At 66.5% G+C, this 16,025-nt stretch carries 15 protein-coding genes and 3 tRNA genes; 6 read left to right on the top strand and 12 right to left on the bottom strand.

Annotated elements, in window-relative coordinates; translation table 11 throughout:
- Window positions 1-51: 51 nt before the first annotated feature.
- Window positions 52-128 (bottom strand) — tRNA-Asp (locus tag PVW48_RS01190).
- Between the two features lie 106 nt (window positions 129-234).
- Window positions 235-311: transfer RNA gene (locus PVW48_RS01185), tRNA-Asp, on the bottom strand.
- Between the two features lie 341 nt (window positions 312-652).
- On the opposite strand from PVW48_RS01185, the gene PVW48_RS01180 reads away from it, so the two are divergent.
- The gene (locus PVW48_RS01180; RefSeq protein WP_274579911.1) at window positions 653-1,813 is read left to right on the top strand and encodes a VPLPA-CTERM sorting domain-containing protein; all 1,161 of its coding nucleotides are present in this window, start codon (window positions 653-655) and stop codon (window positions 1,811-1,813) included.
- Between the two features lie 386 nt (window positions 1,814-2,199).
- On the opposite strand, the gene PVW48_RS01175 is transcribed toward PVW48_RS01180, so the two are convergent.
- From PVW48_RS01175 to PVW48_RS01150, 6 genes are all read right to left on the bottom strand, one after another.
- Window positions 2,200-2,997: a helix-turn-helix transcriptional regulator gene (locus tag PVW48_RS01175; protein ID WP_274579910.1), complete on the bottom strand. Its 798-nt coding sequence runs from the start codon at window positions 2,995-2,997 to the stop codon at window positions 2,200-2,202.
- Between the two features lie 87 nt (window positions 2,998-3,084).
- The gene (locus tag PVW48_RS01170; RefSeq protein WP_274579908.1) at window positions 3,085-4,431 is read right to left on the bottom strand and encodes a mechanosensitive ion channel family protein; all 1,347 of its coding nucleotides are present in this window, start codon (window positions 4,429-4,431) and stop codon (window positions 3,085-3,087) included.
- Between the two features lie 222 nt (window positions 4,432-4,653).
- Window positions 4,654-5,592, bottom strand: a complete 939-nt coding sequence (locus PVW48_RS01165) for a pirin family protein (protein WP_012178489.1) — start codon at window positions 5,590-5,592, stop codon at window positions 4,654-4,656.
- Window positions 5,593-5,663: 71 nt separating this feature from the next.
- Window positions 5,664-5,936, bottom strand: coding sequence for a hypothetical protein (locus PVW48_RS01160; protein ID WP_012178490.1), 273 nt, complete (start codon window positions 5,934-5,936; stop codon window positions 5,664-5,666).
- 100 nt (window positions 5,937-6,036) lie between these two features.
- Window positions 6,037-6,768 (bottom strand): helix-turn-helix transcriptional regulator, encoded by a 732-nt coding sequence (locus PVW48_RS01155; RefSeq protein WP_012178491.1) that lies wholly within the window; start codon window positions 6,766-6,768, stop codon window positions 6,037-6,039.
- Window positions 6,769-6,926: 158 nt separating this feature from the next.
- Window positions 6,927-7,002 (bottom strand) — tRNA-Val (locus tag PVW48_RS01150).
- Between the two features lie 100 nt (window positions 7,003-7,102).
- On the opposite strand from PVW48_RS01150, the gene PVW48_RS01145 reads away from it, so the two are divergent.
- The 5 genes from PVW48_RS01145 to PVW48_RS01125 all read left to right on the top strand — a co-directional run bounded on the left by PVW48_RS01145 (window position 7,103) and on the right by PVW48_RS01125 (window position 11,170).
- Window positions 7,103-7,885: an HAD-IIB family hydrolase gene (locus tag PVW48_RS01145; RefSeq protein WP_274579906.1), complete on the top strand. Its 783-nt coding sequence runs from the start codon at window positions 7,103-7,105 to the stop codon at window positions 7,883-7,885.
- Window positions 7,886-7,901: 16 nt separating this feature from the next.
- A complete protein-coding gene (locus PVW48_RS01140) occupies window positions 7,902-9,128 on the top strand; it encodes a glycosyl transferase (RefSeq protein WP_044027722.1) in 1,227 nt (408 codons plus the stop codon).
- A gap of 4 nt (window positions 9,129-9,132) precedes the next feature.
- On the top strand, window positions 9,133-10,158 hold the full coding sequence (gene arsB, locus PVW48_RS01135; protein WP_274579905.1) for an ACR3 family arsenite efflux transporter: 1,026 nt from the start codon (window positions 9,133-9,135) through the stop codon (window positions 10,156-10,158).
- 206 nt (window positions 10,159-10,364) lie between these two features.
- Window positions 10,365-10,706, top strand: a complete 342-nt coding sequence (locus tag PVW48_RS01130) for an ArsR/SmtB family transcription factor (RefSeq protein WP_274579904.1) — start codon at window positions 10,365-10,367, stop codon at window positions 10,704-10,706.
- Window positions 10,703-11,170, top strand: coding sequence for an SRPBCC family protein (locus tag PVW48_RS01125; RefSeq protein WP_274579903.1), 468 nt, complete (start codon window positions 10,703-10,705; stop codon window positions 11,168-11,170). The genes PVW48_RS01130 and PVW48_RS01125 overlap by 4 nt, the downstream gene beginning before the upstream one ends.
- 122 nt (window positions 11,171-11,292) lie before the next feature.
- Here PVW48_RS01125 and PVW48_RS01120 read toward each other — a convergent pair whose 3' ends face one another.
- The 4 genes from PVW48_RS01120 to PVW48_RS01105 form a co-directional block, all read right to left on the bottom strand.
- Window positions 11,293-13,056 carry a sugar phosphorylase gene (locus PVW48_RS01120; protein ID WP_274579902.1) on the bottom strand — a complete coding sequence of 588 codons (1,764 nt, stop codon included), beginning with the start codon at window positions 13,054-13,056 and terminating at the stop codon, window positions 11,293-11,295.
- Between the two features lie 470 nt (window positions 13,057-13,526).
- Window positions 13,527-14,552 (bottom strand): phosphate acetyltransferase, encoded by a 1,026-nt coding sequence (gene pta / locus PVW48_RS01115; protein ID WP_012178497.1) that lies wholly within the window; start codon window positions 14,550-14,552, stop codon window positions 13,527-13,529.
- 52 nt (window positions 14,553-14,604) lie between these two features.
- Window positions 14,605-14,964 (bottom strand): cupin domain-containing protein, encoded by a 360-nt coding sequence (locus tag PVW48_RS01110; RefSeq protein ID WP_274579901.1) that lies wholly within the window; start codon window positions 14,962-14,964, stop codon window positions 14,605-14,607.
- A gap of 16 nt (window positions 14,965-14,980) precedes the next feature.
- Window positions 14,981-16,021 carry a YeiH family protein gene (locus PVW48_RS01105; protein ID WP_012178499.1) on the bottom strand — a complete coding sequence of 347 codons (1,041 nt, stop codon included), beginning with the start codon at window positions 16,019-16,021 and terminating at the stop codon, window positions 14,981-14,983.
- Window positions 16,022-16,025: the final 4 nt, after the last annotated feature.

Raw genomic sequence — 16,025 nt, 5'->3', positions numbered from 1 at the left:
GCCATGTCGAAAACGGGACATGACGCAAGCGGCTGAACTCGGGGGAAAAAATGGCGCGGTTGACGGGGCTCGAACCCGCGACCCCCGGCGTGACAGGCCGGTACTCTAACCAACTGAGCTACAACCGCGCGTGGGGGGCGGGATAGGCCAAGCGCCAGGGCGCGTCAATCGTAAAAACACGCGAAACGGTAACCCGGGTGTTTCCGGGGATCCGGCAAGTATGGCAGGGAAAAATGGCGCGGTTGACGGGGCTCGAACCCGCGACCCCCGGCGTGACAGGCCGGTACTCTAACCAACTGAGCTACAACCGCGCGTGGAGGGTGGATTAGGGGGTTTGGCGCGCAGCGTCAATCACAAAACGACGAAATGCGCGCGGAATTCGCCCCCCGACCCGGGGCGCGGAACGGGCCGGAATACCGCGTCGGATCGCCGTCGGGCCGGCGTCGGACATCTGTCGGGCAAGTGTCGGGCACCTCCGCGCGCAGGCAACGCCGAAACCGCAACGCTTGCCGCCCCGCCCGGTGGAGCGGCTTGCCCGGCCCTGCGAAGGCCTTGGTTGACTTGGCCGCGCCGGAAAGGTTAACGGAGAAGCGCGAGCACGCGCCAGCATTCCCCAAAATCAGATATCTCAATACCCTATGGAGGTGACCTCATGGGCAAATCGACTTTGGCGGTTCTGGCCGCCACAACAGCGCTCGCAACCCCGATACACGCTGCGACCTTCAAGGCCCTGTTTTCGGATCAGACCACAGACCAGGTGGTGTTTGCGGCGGACCTGAACAATGATGGCGATGCCAATGACGCCGGAGAGACCAGGGTCTTTTTCGACGCGACCAATGCCAGTGGACTTGCCGCACCGACGGGAAATGTCTTCCAACTGACGCAGTCACAAAACGGCGATGTTTTCGTCGGCGACGGCGACACCGACACGGTCTACCGGCTGCGGGATCTCAACGGAAATGACACCGCCCAGGACGCGGGCGAAGCCTCGGTGTGGTTCTCGTCGCACAACGCGAACGGCTTCGCCTTGCAGACGGCCAATGGCGTGGCCGTGGGCGGGGACGGCGCGATCTATATCGTCGAGGCCGACACGCTGGGCAATCCGGCCGGAGACGTGGTCTACCGCACCGAGGACCTCAATGGCGACGGCGATGCCAACGATATCGGCGAAAGCGCGATCTGGCTGGATCTGGGCGCGCTTGACCCGTCATCCTCGCCCTTCGAGATCACCTTCGACGGCAACGCGGCGTTCATAGCCGACACGGCGGGCGGCACCCCGCGCATCTACCGCGCCGAAGACAGCGATGGCAGCGGCAGTGTCGACATGACGGAAGTCGTCGAATACGTGCCGCAAGGCGATGCGCCTTTTGCGCTGGCCCTGTCGGCGAGCGACGGCGATCTGTTCGCACAGGACCTGTTTACCGACGGATTGATCAAGTTCACCGACCTCGACGGCAACGGTCTGATCGACGTCACGAGCGAAGCCTTCGACATCTGGAGCCCGGTCGGCATTCTGGATGGCGCGATTTTCGATTTCGTCATCGATGGGGATCGCGGGCTCGTGCCCAGCAACGAGTTCAATGACAACGATCAGATCGTGGCGCTTTTCGACCTGAACGGCGATGGCGATTTCTTCGACGCGGGCGAAACCCAAACATTCCTGTCCTTTGCCGACCAGGGCACGTTTCCACAGCGGCCGCGGTCGGTGACCTTCTATAGCAGCGTGGCCCCCATTCCCCTGCCCGCATCCGCCCTGTTGTTGATCGGGGCGTTGGGCGGCCTCGGCGTCTGGCGCAAGCGGTCCGGGGTCTGAGGCGCGCATCGCTTCGGCCCGCACCCCGGACCGCGGCAGACGGGCGGCGGCACCCGGCCCTTGAACATGTATCCGCCGCTAGGGGTCGGCGCGGCGGCAGCGCTTCGCCGACCGCCGACGCCCGGAAGACATGAAGCACCGCTCGGCTTGACCGCCGAGCGGTGCGGTAGGTGAAAGACATGCTTGCGCATCTGTTCGCGCCGAGGCGGCTTTGATCGCGGGCCACGGAGAGGGGCGGTGACCGAGGGCTGTCGCGGCCTCGGGGCGGGCAGGTGTCGCCCGGAGGGGTTGCCCTCGGGTCGGGACGGGTAGCGGAGATGGGGGGCGAGGCCCCCGGACCGGTGCGTGCCCGGCCCGGACGCGGGGGGGCGCGCGCTGCCCCGTGCTCAGTCGCCCACGGTGGACATGGCCGGCACCAGGCCGAGGTTGATCGCCTTGAGGATGGCGGCGGTGCGGTCGAAGACCTCCAGCTTGCGGAAGATCCGCCGCACCAGCGTGTCGACGGTATGGGGCGAGAGGCCGAGGATGTCGGCGATCACGGTCTTGCTCTTGCCGCGGGCCATCCAGCCGAGCACTTCGGTCTCCCGCGCGCTCAGGGCGATCTCGCTGCGGTTGCGCTCTTCGATCAGGCGGCAGGCGCGCAGGTGCATCAGTTGCGAGACCAGCTGGTACTCGGCCAGTTGCGGCGCGGTCACGTCGCGCGGCCGGTCGCCGAAGCCCATCCCGACATAGCCGTGGCGCATGTTGGGCCCGAAGACCTGGATCGCCACCCCGTCGCCCACCCGCGCCGGCATGGAGCGTTCGAGGAAGGCCGCCTGTTCCTCGGCCAGCCGGGTCAGCTCGGCGATCTCGCTCCACAGGAAGGGGACGGCGCGGCGCTGGGCGAGGGCCGGGATCGGGTCGATCTCGTAGAGGTGGTCATCGACATAGATATCCACCCATTCCCTGGGAAACCCGTGGGCGATGATGTGAAACCGCGGCGTGGCCGAGACGATCACGTCGTCCATCGCGCGGCGCAGGGTGGTCGGGTTGGCCGCCGCCGCGCCCCATTTCTCGTCGAAGCCGTGGTGGTGGTAGCTGACACGGGCGATCCGCTGGGTCTCGGCATAGTCCAGCATCAGCGTCCACAGCTCGGAGACCTGTGTCGCGCTGGTGGCTGCCGCCAGGAGTTCGTCCTTCGTCATGCACGCGTCCTTTCGGGTTGCGCGCACTAGAGCAAAGCTGCGGCCCCGTGGCAATCGCCCCGCGGGCCTGTCGGTGCCTGGCCGGGCTCAGGGCGGGGTGTCGAGGCGGACCGGGCCGCGCAGGGTGACGTCGCGCTGGGGGAAGGGCACCTCGATGCCGTGGGCCTGGAATTTCTCCCAGATCAGCAGGAGCACGTCGGAGGTGACGTTGGCCACGCCGTTTTCGGGATCGTTGATCCAGAAGCGCAGCTCCAGGTCGATGGCACTGTCGCCGAAGCCGCGCATCAGGCAGCGCGGCTCGGGATGGGCCAGCACCCGCAGGACCTCGCCCGCGGCCTCGACGCAGAGCCGTTGGGCGAGCGGGATGTCGGCGGAATAGGCGACCCCGACGGGAACGCGGCGTCGGATCGGCTTGGCGGTGTGGGACCAGTTGGTGAGCGGGCTGGACATCAGCAGCTCGTTGGGGATCAGGGTCTCGGTCCCGTCGCGGGTCATCACCGCCACGTAGCGGGTCGTCATCTTGCGCACCTGGCCGTAGGTCGGGCCGCTGACGGTTTCGATCTCGATCACGTCGCCGGGCTTGATCGACTCGTCGGCCAGCAGGGAGTAGCTGGCGATCAGGTTCTCGAAGGTGCGGCGCAGGGCGAGGCCGACGCCGACACCCAGCGCCCCCGAGAAGATCGCGAAGGCGGTCAGGTCGATCCCCACGGCGGCGATGGCCACGATCACCGCGAGCGTCAGCAGCACCAGCCGCAAGAGCCGCACCACCAGCAGGCGCAGGGCCGAGCTCATCTTGCCGGTATGCTCAAGGCGCCGCTCCACCGTGCCGGTAACCGCGTTCGCCCCCCACAGCAGGAGCGCGGCGAGGATCAGGGCCTTGACGATGCTCCAGGCGCTGATCTCGACCGCGCCCACGGTCAGGGCGGTGGCCTGGAGCCACTCGATCACCACGTCGAGCAGGCCGACCGCGTTCAGCGCCGCCGCCCCCCAGGCGACCCAGGAGAACACCCGGCTCCAATAGGTCGAGGCGATGAAGATCGAGATGATGTTGATGACGATGAAGGCCAGAAGCAGGCTGGAGACCAGCCGCAGGAAGGGAATCGGCATGCCCGCGCTCTCGAACCCGGTGCGCGCGAGCGCCAGGAAGATCACCCAGACCACGGGCATCGAGATCGACGCGACGGTGCGCAGCAGGCGCTGCACCGCGGGGGCGAGCTTGCGCCCCTGGCCGAGCTCCTGCAGCAGGCGCTTGAACCGGCTGTGCAGCAGCCAGGCCAGCGCCAGCGTGACGGCGATCGCCACCAGCTGGTAAGCCGAGGCGAGGGTCAGCAGGTTGGCGTCGAACCAGGCCACCACCTGTTGCAGCCGCAGCCATGCGGCCTGGGCAAAACTCTCGAACTCCTGCTCGATGATCGTCTGTTCGGTGCCGTCCATGGGCCTCCGGTCCCAAAGCTCGCCCAAGCTTTGATCGCAGATGCGCGAAAGTCCACCGCTATCGCCGCGAGCCCCCCGCAGGCAGCGGCGGGCACGCCCCCCTCTTCATTTGTGTGAAAATACTCCGGGGGGCGCGCCGCAGGCGCGTGGGGGCAGCGCCCCCCTTCCCGGCATCGGCCCGGCACGGGCCGCGGGCATGCGCGCGCAGCGCGCGCCGCTGGATCACCGCTCGGGGGCGGGGATGAACTCCTGGTCGTCGCCGGGCGGCAGCTGGAAGCGGCCGTGTTCCCAGTCGCCCGCGCGCCAGGCCTCCTTGGCCTCCTCGATCCGCTCCTTCGACGACGCCACGAAGTTCCACCAGATATAGCGCGACCCCTCCAGGGTCTCGCCGCCCAGCAGCATCAGCCGCGCGCCCTGCCCGCCCGCGGTCACCGAGATCCGGTCGCCGGGGCGGAAGACCATCATCCGGCCCGCCGCGTAGGTCTCGCCCGCCACTGCGATCGACCCTTCGACCACGTAGATGCCGCGATCCTCGTGATCGTCCGGCAGGGGCAGTTTCGCGCCCGGCTGCAGCACCGCATCGGCATAGAACATCTCCGAGGCGGTCTTGACCGGGGCGCGCTCGCCATAGGCATTCCCGAGGATCAGGCGGACCTGCTTGCCCTCGCCTTCCATGAAGGGGAGCGCCTCTGCGGGCGCGTGCTGGAATTCGGGGGCGCGATCCTCGTGATCCTTGGGCAGCGCGACCCAGGTCTGGATGCCGAAAAACGGCATCGGCTCGGATTGGGTTTCGTCATCGGTGCGCTCGGAATGGGTGATGCCGTGGCCCGCCACCATCCAGTTCACCGCCCCCGGTTCGATCCAGGCATCGGTGCCGAGGCTGTCGCGGTGGTGCATCCGGCCGCGGTAGAGATAACTGATGGTCGCGAGCCCGATATGGGGGTGCGGGCGCACGTCGAGCCCCTTGGTGGGCAGGAACTCCGCCGGGCCCATCTGGTCGAAGAAGATGAACGGGCCGACCATCTGGCGCTTGGGCGCGGGCAGCGCACGGCGCACCTCCAGCGCGCCGAGATCGCGGGCGCGGGGAATGATCAGGGTGTCGATGGCGTCCACCTCGTCGCCGAGGGGGCAATGGGGGTCGAGGGCGGGGTTCCAGCTCATGGTGGCCTCCTGGCATCTGCGGTGTACCAGATCTAGCCGCCCGCGCGGCGCGGCGCATCCCCCATGGAGCCTCAGCCTTTGTGCATTTGCGCACCGATCTCCATGGATTCCCGGCGGTTGCGCTCGGATATGCAGCCGGCGCGCAGTTCTTCGGCGGCGACCAGCAGGCGCAGGCTTGTCTGCGGGTCGAGAGACCGCGCGAGACTGCGATGGGCCATTTCCGCCAGCGAGGCGGCGACTTCCAACGCGATCTCGGCCCGTTCGCTCTCGCTCAGCAGGCCCAGCGCGTCAAGAGAGGCGTCGATATGGAAGCGCACGAGGTCGCGCGTTGTTTGTTTCTTCATGGTTAACAGTCCTGAAAACTCGTTAGCATCGTCGATACGAGTGGCGTGCTTGCCATAGCATATCAGGCGGTGCTGTCACGGGATTACGGGACAAACCGGTTTACGTAGCGTAATTTCCGGGCTGTATCAGGCCTGCGCCGATACCGCGGATCGCCGCCGTGGTCCGGTCGGCCACCTCGAGCTTGCCGTATATCCGGCGCACCAGCGTGTCGACAGTGTGCGGGGAGACCCCGAGGATCTCGGCGATCACGGAGTTGCTCTTGCCCCGGGCGATCCAGCCCAGCACCTCGCGCTCGCGCGGGGTCAGCGCCTCGGGGGTCGCCACGGGTACCAGGGTGCAGTAGCGCAGGTGTGCAGCCTGGGCGGCGGCCTGCAATTCGCGGATATCGCCGCCCGACAGGTCCGGGTCGGAACTGGCGAACCCGACGCCCACATAGCCGTTGCGCATGTTCGGTCCAAAGACCTGCAGGGCGAGCCCGTCGCCCAGACCCTGCTGCAACAGCCGCTTGAGAAAATCGGTCTCGGGCGCGGTCAGGGGGGTGAGCTTGGCGATATCGCTCCAGCGGAAGGGTTCGGTGGCATGGGCGGCGTAGGCGGGGATCGGATCGACCTCGTAAAGCCGTTCGTTGACATAGTCGCACAGCCAGGATTCCGGGAAGCCACGGGCGAAGACCGCGGTTTCGGACCCGGGCACGGCCCCGAAAGCCGGGGTGTTGTGGTAGCTGACCTTGTCGATCCCGAAGCTGTGCGCGAAGGGCAGAACGGCATCCCAGATCTGCGCCGGCGTTTCCGCGCGCGACACGCCATCCATGAATGTCTCGAGACGTGTCACTGGCAGACCCTGTCAAAAACGAAATCAAACGAGATGAAGCTATGACGGCATGCAACCCGATAGGTGACGCTGGGTCAACCCGTAGCGGAACGCGGTTGGACGACCCGGGGCCGATACGATGCGCGCGACGCGGCGCGCAGGGCTGTTGGCGGAGGACTTGGTGGGTGATGAGAGACTCGAACTCCCGACATCTTCGGTGTAAGCGAAGCGCTCTACCAACTGAGCTAATCACCCGGTGGCGGGGTCGTATCCCAGATGCCGGGGCCATGGCAAGAGGGGCTGTGCGGCGGGCCGGGCCGCTTGGCAGCGTCCGGTGCACGCGCTAGGCAAGGGCATGAGCGCTGCGCCCTCCTTGCTGGTTTTCACCGATCTCGATGGCACCTTGCTGGACCATGACAGCTATGGCTACGGGCCTGCCCTGCCCGCGCTGGACGCGCTGAAGGCGCGGGGGATCCCCCTGGTGCTGGCCAGCTCCAAGACCGCCGCGGAAATCGCACCCTTGCGGGCGAAGCTGGGCCGAGAGGACTGCCCGGCGATTGTCGAGAACGGGGCCGGGATCCTGCCGGCCCATGCCGCGCCGGAGGCGGGGGCGGCGGATTACGCCCGGCTGCGCGCGGTGCTGGATGGGTTGGCGTCCGGGATGCGGGCGCGGTTTTGCGGCTTCGGGGACATGGATGCCGCCGGGGTGGCGGCGATCACCGGGCTGCCCGACGCGCAGGCGGCCCTGGCCCGGCGGCGCGCGTTTTCCGAGCCGGGGGTCTGGGACGGCACGCCCGCGCAGGAGGCGGATTTTGTCGCCGCCCTGGCCGCGCGGGGCGTGCAGGCCCGGCGGGGGGGGCGGTTTCTGACCCTGTCCTTCGGCGGCACCAAGGCCGACCGGATGGCCGAGATCGTCGCGCAGTACCGGCCCCGGCGGACGCTGGCGTTAGGGGATGCGCCCAACGATATCGAGATGCTGGAGGCCGCGGACCGGGGCGTGATCGTGGCCAACCCCCATGGCACGCCACTGCCCCCCCTGCCCGGAGAGGCGGACGGGCGTATCCGCCGCACCGAAAAACCCGGGCCGGACGGTTGGAACGCCGCCGTGTGCGCCGTACTGTCGGGGCTGGGTGCATGAAGCAGGAGCGACCGGCGTGGCGGATTTTCATCAGAACGGGAACATCACGACGCTGCACAATCTGCGGACGCGTTCGGTCGAGGAGCTGACGCAGGAGCTCAAGGCCTATTCCGTCAGCCGCAAGATCAGCCTGATCCTGCCCTCGCTCTACTCGGAGTTGGAAGGGCCCGCCCTGCCCCGGATCCTGGATGAGCTGAGCGAGGTGCCCTATCTGCACCGGATCATCATCGGGCTCGACCGGGCCGACGAGGCCCAGTACCGCCATGCGCGCGACTTCTTCGGGCGGCTGCCGCAGGACCATATCGTCATCTGGAACGACAGCCCCCGGATGACGGGGCTGGGCCGGCGGCTGGAGACCATGGGGCTGGCGCCGCAGGAGGCCGGCAAGGGCAAGAACGTCTGGTCCTGCCTGGGCTACCTGATGGCGTGTCAGGACAGCGCGGTCATGGCGATCCACGATTGCGATATCCTGACCTATGACCGGGACATGCTGGCGCGGCTGGTCTATCCGGTGGTGAACCCGAACTTCCCCTACCAGGTCGCCAAGGGCTACTACCCGCGGATCGGCGAGAACAGGATCAACGGGCGGGTCACGCGGCTGCTGGTCAGCCCGCTGCTGATCGCGCTGAAACGGGTGATCGGGGATCGCGACTATATCGATTACCTGCGCAGCTTCCGCTATCCCCTGTCGGGGGAGTTCGCCATGCGCACGGGCATCCTGCCGGACCTGCGCATCCCGTCGGACTGGGGGCTGGAGATCGGGGTTCTGTCGGAGGCCTGGCGCAACCTCGCGCCCAAGGCGGTCTGCCAGGTGGAGATCAGCGACGCCTACGACCACAAGCACCAGGATCTGAGCGAGGATGACGCCTCGGCGGGGCTGAGCCGGATGTCCACGGATATCTGCAAGTCGATCTTCCGCAAGCTGGCGATGGATGGCACGGTGTTCACCACCCATGTGTTCCGCACCCTGAAGGCGACCTATTACCGCTCGGCGCTCGACCTTTTGGAGGCGTATTACTCGGACGCGATGATGAACGGGCTGGCCATCGACCGGCACCGGGAGGAGCAGTCGATCGAGCTCTTTGCGGAGAACATCATGCGGGCGGGACAGATCTTCCTCGACAACCCGTCGGAGACGCCGTTCATCCCGACCTGGAACCGGGTGCATGCGGCGGATCCGGATTTCCTGAGCGATTTCCGCAGGGCCGCCGCCGAGGACGTGGCGGAATACGGGGCGGGCTGAGCTCATGGGGCGGTTCGAGCGGTATCTGTCGGTCTGGGTGGCGCTGGCCATCGGCGCGGGGCTGGTTTTGGGCAGCGTGGTGCCGGGGGTGTTCGCGGGGCTTGCGGCGCTGGAGGTGGCGTCGGTCAACCTGCCGGTGGCTGTGCTGATCTGGGCAATGGTGTTCCCGATGATGGTGGGCGTGGATTTCGGCGCGCTCGGGGGCGTGGCGACCCGGCCCAAGGGGCTGGTGATCACGCTGGTGGTGAACTGGCTGGTCAAGCCGTTCACCATGGCCGCGTTGGGCGTGCTGTTTTTCAACCACGTCTTCGCGCCCTTCATCCCGCCGGAGGATGCGCAGATGTACCTGGCGGGCGTGATCCTGCTGGGGGCCGCGCCCTGCACGGCGATGGTGTTCGTGTGGTCGAACATGACCAAGGGCGATCCGAATTACACGCTGGTGCAGGTGAGCGTGAACGACGTGGTGCTGGTCTTTGCCTTCGCGCCCATCGTGGCGCTCTTGCTGGGGGTGACGGATATCGTGGTGCCGTGGGAGACGCTGCTGTTGTCCGTGGCGCTTTACGTGGTGATCCCGCTGGCCGTGGGCGTGGTGGTGCGCAAACGGCTGCTGGACGGCGGAGGGGCGGAGGCGCTGGCCGCGTTCCAGGCGCGGGTAAAGCCCGCCTCGGTAGCGGGGCTTTTGCTGACCGTGGTGCTCCTGTTCGGGTTCCAGGGGCGCGTGATCCTGGAGACGCCTTTGGTGATCGCGATGATCGCCGTGCCGCTGCTGATCCAGAGCTACGGGGTGTTCTTCGTGGCCTATTACGCCGCCAAGGCCTGGCGCGTGCCGCACGAGGTCGCCGCCCCCTGCGCCCTGATCGGGACGTCGAATTTCTTCGAGCTAGCCGTGGCGGTGGCAATCAGCGTGTTCGGCCTCGGCTCCGGCGCGGCGCTGGCCACGGTGGTCGGCGTGCTGGTGGAGGTGCCGGTGATGCTGTCGCTGGTGGCGTTCGCCAACCGGACGCGGGGGTGGTTTCCTAAGTCCACGTGATTACGCCATCGCCGGACTTCCAAGGCGCACGTGATTATCGCCACGGAGACTTGTTCTCAAGACAAAAGGGCGTTTGCAGTGCAGAGAAGGTCTAGTTCGAGCCCAACTTGCTCTTTGTTCAGAGTGCAGCGAACGACCGCTCACCATTGACTTAGGGGTTTTCCTTACTGTCTTGATCGGACCTGCCACTTTTGTTACTTAGGTATATGTCTAAGTATTATCTGAACCTCGATCTCTGCTTTTCAGCCCTTGGTGATCCGACACGGCGTATGATCCTTCAACGTCTTGCTTGGGGCGAGGCAACCGTGAGCGAATTGGCCCAGCACCATGACATGGCGCTACCGTCGTTCATGGAGCATCTGAAGAAGCTAGAAGCTGCCAACCTCGTCAAATCGAAGAAGGAAGGGCGGACGCGGATATGCGAGTTGGCTCCGGATGCCTTCACGCCCGCAAAAGACTGGTTGAGCGAGCAGAGTGCGATCTGGGAAGGACGGCTCGACCGCTCTGACGATTACATCAAGAACCTCATGCAGGAGCGTAGCAAATGAAACTCGACCCCGAAACCGACCTGACTTTCACCCGCACGATCAATGCTCCGCGCGCCCTGCTCTGGGAATGCTGGACCACGCCGAAACACATCAAGCATTTCTTTGTGCCCAAACCCCATGGCATCGACGCCTGCGAAATTGACCTTCGGGTCGGCGGCAAGTTCAACACGGTGATGAACGTTGAAGGCAACCTCATGGACAACGAAGGTGTGTACCTCGAAGTCGTGGATGGCGAAAGATTGGTGTTCACCGACACCTACAGCGAAGGATGGAAGCCTGCCGCTGATCCCTTCATGACGGCGATCATCGAGTTTGCCGATGATAGAAACGGTGGCACGACGTACACCGTGACGGCGAGACATCGTTCGCCCGAAGCCCGTCAAAGCCATGAAGAGATGGGGTTCTATGATGGTTGGGGCAAGGTCGCTACCCAGCTTGAGGAATACGCGCAATCACTTAAATAAACGGAAAGCGGACATTACGCCGACGTCGGCTTCGACCGCATAGCTGACTTTCGGCTGGTCCAACTAAGAAGCTGGCCGGGTCGAACGCGACTTCGGCGCCGAAACATGAACAAGCCGACACGTCAGCCCCGGTTCGAGATCCAGCGGCACTGGTAGGGGGCGAGCACGATTTCGGCGCCGCCGTTGCGGATCGCTTCACCGCTCAGCAGGTCGCGCCAGCCCTCGCCTTCGATCAGGTTGATCGCGGCGGGGGAGACCACGACGGTCTCGTCGCTGACATTGTGCAGGGCGAAGATGGATTGTGCGCGGTCGAGGCTCTGGCGCCAGACACCGAAGATGCGCGGGTCCAGTTGCAGGGTGAATTGCGTGGCGTTGGGGTGGAAGGCCGATTGGCGCGCCCGCAGCCGCAGCCGGTCCGACAGCGCGCCCAGCACTTGCGCGTGGACCGTGTCGGGATCGTGCAGCAGCGCCTTGAGCGACGGGTAGTCCCAGTTGTGCCGGTTGATCGCCCGGTTCATGCCGCGCCGCGTGACCTGATCGTGGTCGTTGGGCGTGGCCAGCATCGAATGGATGTAGAAGGCCGGGATGCCTTCGAGGGACATCACGATGGTCTGGGAGCACAGGAAGCGCGCGACCTGGTAGTCGTCGCGGCCCTTGTAGGTGGCGCCCATCGCCTCGAAGAAGGTGATGTTGAGCTCGTAAGGGCTCTCGCCGCCGCCCGGCAGCGCGCGCATGGACACCAGCCCGCCGAGATCGCGCACGGTGTCGATCACGCGGGCCTTCTCGTCCTCGGGCAGCACGCCCTCGGCCGGGCGCATCCCGATCCCGTCATGGGAGGCGGTAAAGTTCAGATAGGCACAGCCCAGCTGCGCGGGCGGCATTCCCGTGCTCCAGCGGTTGAGATAGGTCGCCGTGCCCGACATCATCGCATGCAGCACCAGGGGCGGCAGGGTGAAGTTGTAGACCGCGTGCGCCTCGTTGCGGTTGCCGAAATAGCTCAGGTTCTCGGCATTGGGCACGTTGGTCTCAGTGAGCAGGATCACCGGCTCCTGGGCGAAGTCGCACAGCAGGCGCATCAGCCGGACGATGGCATGGGTTTGCGGCAGGTGGATCGAGGGGGTGCCGATCACCTTCCAGATGAAGGCCACCGCGTCGAGCCGGATGATCCGCACGCCATTGTCGATATGCAGCCGCATGATGCGCAGGAATTCCAGCAGCACCTCGGGGTTGCGGAAATCCAGGTCGATCTGGTCATGGCTGAAGGTGCACCAGACATGGCGCGGGCCGTTGGCGGTCTCGACCTGTTGCAGCAGCGGCGTGGTGCGCGGACGGACCACGTCCGACAGGTCGTCCTCGGGCGAGGCTTCGAAGAAGAACCGGTCATAGGGCGCGTGCCCCTGGCGGTAGGCGTTGAACCATGCCCCCTGGCTGGAGACATGATTCAGCACCAGGTCCGACATCAGCAGGAATTCGTCGGCGATGCGGTTGATGTCGGGCCAGTCCCCGAGCGTCGGGTTGACCGCGCGGTAGTCGGTGACCGCGAACCCGTCATCGGAAGTGAACGGGAAGAACGGCAGGATATGCACGCCGTTGACCACGCCCTTGAGGTACTCCACCAGGAAGTCGTGCAGCAGGTCGAGCGGCTTGTGCACCCCGTCCATCAGCGAGTTGCCATAGGTGATCAGCACCGCGTCGTGTTCCGACCACAGGTTGTTTCCCGGCGTGCGCGCCCGTTTGCGCCGCCCGGTGCCTTCGGGGAAGAAGGCGTCGAGCACCTGGCTGCTCAGGATATCGGTGTTCAGGTCCGGGTAGATCTGCCGGAGCAGTGCGGAAAGACGGACGCTGAGGGTCTGGGTCGGTTTGCGGAGCGGCTTCAATTCGGTCATGGGCGGTCGTACTGCTGGAACTGGGGCAAAGGGGCGACCCCATCGGGATACGAAGGCCGCGCCGGTTTGGAAAGCAAACAATGTGCCGCCGCCCCGCGTTTGCCCGTTTGCCGGTCGGATGCCCAAGAACCGGGCACAGGCGCGCGGCGCAAGGGACCGCCGGTCCGCGCATCGCTCGGGCGTCGGGCCCCGCCCGCATTCGGGTGAGTCTCGGATTAAACCCGTCATCTTGCGCGCCTTGTGTGCGCGGGACGGGCCGCAGGACTGGATCGGGTTGATCCGCAGGCAGAGCACGGGCGTGCCGTTTCAACCGGCTGCGGCGTGCCGCGCCCGCCCTGCCCTCGGCCCTCGGGGCGATTGTTCAGCGCGCGACCGCCATATTGCGATCCCATCGGCCGGGCGCGGGCCTGCCCCGCCCGCCGCGCAGACCGACCGGGCGGAGCGGCGGGCGGGCCGGGCCTGACGCCGTGCTACCGGGCGGCGGCGTGATGCGGCGCGACGTCCTGGCATTGCGCGGCGGTGGTGGCGATCATGTGCAGCACGTCTTCGGCCGAGCAGCCGCGGGACAGGTCGTTCGCCGGGAGCGCGAGCCCCTGCAGGATCGGTCCGATCGCCACGGCCCCCCCGATACGCTGCGCGATCTTGTAGGCGATGTTGCCGGTGTCGAGGTTGGGGAAGACGAAGACATTGGCGCTGCCGCCGATGGCGGAATCCGGCGCCTTGGCTGTGGCCACTTCGGGCACGAAGGCGGCGTCGAACTGCAACTCGCCATCGACGGTGACCTCCGGGGCCAGCTGGCGAAAGATCTCGGTGGCTTCGACGACCTTGGAGACCTTGTCGCCGCTGGCACTGCCGCGGGTAGAGAAGGACAGCATCGCCACCCGCGGTGTCTCGCCGGTCAGCTGGACCAGCGAGGCCGCCGAGGCCCGGCCGATCTCGGCCATCTCCGCCGCGGTCGGGTCGATCACCAGCCCCGCATCCGCGAACACAAGCCCGCCCTTCTTCTCGTGGTGGTCCTTGCACAGCAGCATCAGGAAGAAGCTCGACACCATCTTCGCGCCCGGCGCGGTGCCGATCACCTGGATCGCGGTGCGCACGATTTCGGCGGTGGTGGCCGTGGCCCCGCCGAGGGTGCCGTCCGCATGGCCCAGCCTGACCAGCAGCGCAGCATAGACATGGGGGTTGAGGATCGCGGCCTCGGCGTCGGCTTCGGTGACGCCCTTGTGCTTGCGCAGCTGGTGATAGGTGGCGGCCATCTCGGCGCGGTGCAGATCCTCGCGCGGGTCGTGCACGTCGATCCCGTCCAGCTCGGCCCCGCCCGCCTCCGCGAGACGGGCGACAATGGTGGCGCGGTCCCCGACCAGCACGACCCGCGCCACGCGCTGCTTGCGGGCCTGCACGGCGGCCGCGACGACGCGCGGGTCCTCCCCTTCGCTCAGGGCGATCTTGCGGTCCGAGCGCGCCGCGTTGGCCAGGATCATTTGAAGTGGTTTCATGGCGTCAGTCCTTGGAATGAAGGCAGGGGGACAAAGGAGGCGGGCGTGCCGGTCAGGCGGGTTCGTGGACCCGGATGACGAAATGCTTGGTCGTCGGCTCCAGCACGTGCCAGAACCCGCGAAACCCGTTCGGGATCAGGAAGCTGTCACCGGCGCGGAATTCCTGTTCGGTGCCGTCCTCGCCCACCAGCTTGATATGGCCCGTCAGCAGCACGCAGAATTCGTCGCGGTCGGTGAAGGCGACCCATTTGCCCGGTGTGCTGGTCCAGGTTCCGGCCAGAAGCGCGCCATCGGGACTGGTGAAGCGGACCTGGGTTTCGTGGTGCGGATCGCCCTCGACCACGCGGTCGGGCAGATCCGCGAGGCGGCGTTTGGCGGGGGGGACGGCGTCCTTGAAATCGACAACGCGCATGGTCGCTCCTTTCGGGTCAGCTGGCGAAATGGGTGATGCCATAGAGGATGAAGGCCGCGATGAAGACGGTCTGGGCGACGATGAGGATGATCGCCTGCCCGCCCACATCGAAGATCGTGCGCAGCGAGGTCTTCATGCCGACCGCGGCGATCGACACCAGCAGCGCCCATTTCGACAGATCCGCGAGGAAGGTCTGCAGCACAGCCGGGATCAGGCCGAAGGAATTGATCGCCGCCAGCACCAGGAACATGATCACGAAGAACGGCATCAGCGGCGGGCGCTTGCCGCCCTGCCCGGGCGCGTCCTCGGCAAAGGCGCGGATCGCCAGCGCGAAGACCAGCACCACCGGGGCCAGCATGGTCACACGGATCAGCTTGACCAGGGTCGCGGTCTCGCCGGTTTCGTTGCTGACCGAGAAGCCCGCGCCGACCACCTGGGCCACGTCGTGGATGGTCCCGCCCAGGAACACCCCGGCGGCGAGATCGTCGAGATCGAGCCAGGCGGTGATGACCGGGTAGGCGATCATCGCGATGGTGGACAGGATCGTGACACTCAGCACCGTGAAGATCAGGTTGCGCTCGGAATGCTCGTTCTTGGGCAGCACCGCCGCAATGGCCATGGCGGCCGAGGCGCCGCAGATCGCCACCGCCCCACCGGTCAGCAGCGCGAAACGCCAGCCGCGGCCCAAGAGCTTGGCGCCCAGAAGTCCGAACAGGATCGTCAGGATGACCCCCGCCACCACCAGCCCGATCAGCTTCGGCCCCAGCCCGATCAGCAACTCGACACTGATCCGCGCGCCCAGCAGCGCCACGCCGATGCGCAGCACGGTCTTGGAGGTGAACGCGATGCCGGGGACGCAGCGCCCTTCCTCGGCCAGAAAGTGAAACGCGATCCCGAGCAGCAGCGCCATCAGCATCGCCGGGGCACCGTAGTGATCCGACAGGAACTGCGCGCAGACCGCGATGACCACGGAGACCGCGAAACCCGGCCCGTTCTCGGTCAGAAAGCCGGTGGTCCGCCCGGCCAGGGTCGGGGAGGATTCCGAAGTTGTGGACATGGGA

It is taken from the genome of Dinoroseobacter sp. PD6 (assembly GCF_028807315.1).
GTDB lineage: Bacteria > Pseudomonadota > Alphaproteobacteria > Rhodobacterales > Rhodobacteraceae > Dinoroseobacter > Dinoroseobacter shibae.
This window is presented reverse-complemented; position numbering and strand designations above follow the sequence as displayed.